The organism is Spirulina sp. 06S082, from assembly GCF_034932145.1.
Lineage (GTDB): Bacteria > Cyanobacteriota > Cyanobacteriia > Cyanobacteriales > Spirulinaceae > CCY15215.
Window position 1 is genome coordinate 1 of record NZ_JAYGHV010000254.1, and the last position, 2,148, is coordinate 2,148.

4 protein-coding genes are annotated in these 2,148 nt (G+C 43.7%); 3 read left to right on the forward strand and 1 reads right to left on the reverse strand.

What is annotated here, in order from left to right; genetic code table 11:
• The 3 genes from VB714_RS15350 to cas2 form a co-directional block, all read left to right on the forward strand.
• Window positions 1-762: hypothetical protein (locus VB714_RS15350; protein ID WP_323225502.1), on the forward strand; the 762-nt coding region annotated here is incomplete at its 5' end.
• 41 nt (window positions 763-803) lie between these two features.
• Window positions 804-938, forward strand: coding sequence for a hypothetical protein (locus VB714_RS15355; RefSeq protein WP_323225503.1), 135 nt, complete (start codon window positions 804-806; stop codon window positions 936-938).
• On the forward strand, window positions 938-1,213 hold the full coding sequence (gene cas2, locus VB714_RS27470) for a CRISPR-associated endonuclease Cas2 (protein WP_416309699.1): 276 nt from the start codon (window positions 938-940) through the stop codon (window positions 1,211-1,213). Before VB714_RS15355 ends, cas2 begins: the two co-directional genes overlap by 1 nt.
• A 336-nt stretch (window positions 1,214-1,549) precedes the next feature.
• Here cas2 and VB714_RS15360 read toward each other — a convergent pair whose 3' ends face one another.
• On the reverse strand, window positions 1,550-1,876 hold the full coding sequence (locus tag VB714_RS15360) for a hypothetical protein (RefSeq protein ID WP_323225504.1): 327 nt from the start codon (window positions 1,874-1,876) through the stop codon (window positions 1,550-1,552).
• Window positions 1,877-2,148 lie beyond the last annotated feature (272 nt).

A 2,148-nucleotide genomic window follows, 5' to 3' on the forward strand; every position in this document is an offset into this window, starting at 1 on the left:
TTCCTACAATTAGGGCGAATTTTCCGCCGTTTGGGGCTTCCCCTTTGGACATTTATCGGTATTGGTGCGGCGGGATGGTGGTTTGATAATGCAGGGGTATTAATTGAAACCTCGATCAAGCAATTGTTGGGGGAAGAAAGTGGCGGTTTTGCAGCTTATTTAGCACCGTTAATTTTGTTTTTAATTCCCTTTGTCGTGGTGATAGCGATCGCGACTTGGCATCAAGGTCGCCGTCAGTTAGAAAACCTCGATTTTCTGCCCCAATTACGACCATCAGAAGGTAAAAAAGGGATTATTATTTTGGTCAGACGTAAGGAAAGCGCCCTCCATTCAATTCGCTATCATTTTCTCGACAAAGGAACTTTAGAACGTATTTGGCTAATTCCTTCTAGTGATGATGAAACAGAAAAAATAGGGTTTTCTTCTCAACCTGAAGCAGAGAAGATTCAAGAACTATGTCAGGAATTATCAGCGCAATACGATCGCGTCCTAAACGTCGAAATTGAACGAGGAGTATCTCCTGCCGATTCTCAAGATACTTTTGATATTGTCAATCGTATTTTTCGCCGCTACAATGGCTATCCTGGGAATATTGTGGCAGATTTTACGGGGGGAACAAAGCCGATGTCTGTGGGGATGATCATGGCTTGTTTGCCTGGCGATCGCGATTTGGAATATGTGGCTTATAATAGCTCAACTCGACAAATGACGGGACCTTTTGTGATTAATTATCAACACAGTGCTTTCGATTTGGTCGGGTAATTCATGAGTCATAATAAATTCTCAAGCATTTTGAGAACCGTATGAGTGAGGCGGTTTCTCATCCGGATGTGAAGGAAAGGGTTTCTTATCGTCGGGTGATTCATTTACAGATTCGGCGATACAAGCGGGTTTTACTTCGAGATGAAGTTTATGAGCCGTATTTGAGGGTAATTTGATGTTGGTTGTGGTGGTTTATGACATTCCCGACGATCGGCGGCGGACAAAGTTGGCGGATTTTCTCGAGGGATATGGTCGCCGCGTGCAATATTCGGTGTTCGAGTGCTTTTTGAGTTTGCAGGAAATGAGGGATTTGCACCAAAAGGTTAGGAAAAGGGTGGATGAGGAGGAGGACAATGTACGGTTTTATTGGCTTTCGGAGCAAGGAGTATCAAGGTCTCTGGCGATTGGAAGTCCACCACCGGAACCACCGCCAACGGTTTACATAATTTAATGTGGGGTTAGACAAAATGGGCATTTTTATGTAGTCTAAATACTGTTACCTCCACAGGTCGCCAGATCGCTGAAACCCTCATTCTTTCGTTGACCTCTGTGGTTGCCTTGTCAGATAAGGGTTTCAGAGTCTAGAAAATCGGAAAAAGGACTTTTTTGAGCGTCATTTTGGGTCATTTTTTGACCTGTGTGGCGAAGGGGGTCTGAAATCGGGTCTAGGCAAGGTGTCTGTGAGGGCGCTCCCTACCGATGGGTTTAAATCGGATTAGTTGAAAACCAATGGTTTAAATCGGGATCCGCCAGGGATTGAAAATCCCTGTCTCATACGAAAAATCCATTAAAATGGATTGGGGAGGGGTGCGATCGCGCTGATGTTAGATAAAAATTGGGGGAACCGCGATCGCGCTTCCCAGAAAAAAGCATCAATTGATGACAAATCCACGATAAAAGAGTAGTCCATTTCAATGGACTTTTTGTATGAGACGGGGATTTTCAATCCCCGGCGGTGCGATGATAAGAAGGACAATGTAATGACCGATTTATCTTTAATTTGCTCCTTGATATTTTGGCGATCGCGGTTTTTGAAAACCAGGGGAAACGCGATCGCGCTGATGTTAGATAAAGATTGAGGGAAATGCGATCGCGCTTTTGAGAAAAAAAGCATCAATTGATGACAAATTCACGATAAAGGAGTAGTCCATTTCAATGGACTTTTTGTATGAGACGGGGATTTTCAATCCCCGGCGGTGCGATGATAAGAAGGACAATGTAATGACCAATTTATCTTTAATTTGCTCCTTGATATTTTGGCGATCGCGGTTTTTAAAAACCAATGGTTTAAATCGGGATCCGCCAGGGATTGAAAATCCCTGTCTCATACGAAAAATCCATTAAAATGGATTGGGGAGGGGTGCGATCGCGCTGATGTTAGATAAA